The sequence below is a fragment of the Oleiphilus sp. HI0067 genome (assembly GCF_001635735.1).
Map to the genome: position 1 here is coordinate 1 of NZ_LWFI01000862.1, position 536 is coordinate 536.

Below are 536 nucleotides of genomic sequence, written 5' to 3' on the forward strand. Positions count from 1 at the left end.
ACAGGTAAGACTGAGCGTATTGGTCGTATGTGTGAAATGGAAGCGGATGAGCGTATTGAACTTGATTCAGCACAAGCGGGTGACATCATCGCTGTTGTTGGTATGAAGAACGTACAAACAGGTCACACGCTTTGTGATACTAAGCATGAATGTACACTTGAAGCGATGGTATTCCCTGATCCAGTTATCTCGATCGCAGTTAAGCCAAAAGACAAAGGTTCAACTGAGAAAATGGGTGTTGCTATCGGTAAGATGGTTGCAGAAGATCCAACGTTCATCGTTGAAACTGACGAAGATTCAGGCGAAACCATCCTTAAAGGTATGGGTGAGCTTCACCTAGATATCAAAGTAGATATCTTGAAGCGTACTTTCGGTGTTGAGCTAGAAGTAGGTCAGCCACAGGTTGCATACCGTGAGACTATCACGCAAGCAATCGAAGACAGCTATACGCACAAGAAGCAGTCTGGTGGTTCTGGTCAGTTCGGTAAGATCGACTACCGCATCAAGCCAGGTGAGCAAAACACTGGTCTTACTTT

The 536-nt window shown here is 45.1% G+C and carries 1 protein-coding gene; it reads left to right on the forward strand.

All coding sequences use genetic code 11. From position 1 onward, the window contains the following. A partial coding sequence (locus tag A3739_RS09250; protein ID WP_369821104.1) for an EF-Tu/IF-2/RF-3 family GTPase occupies window positions 1-536 on the forward strand: 536 nt, incomplete at both ends.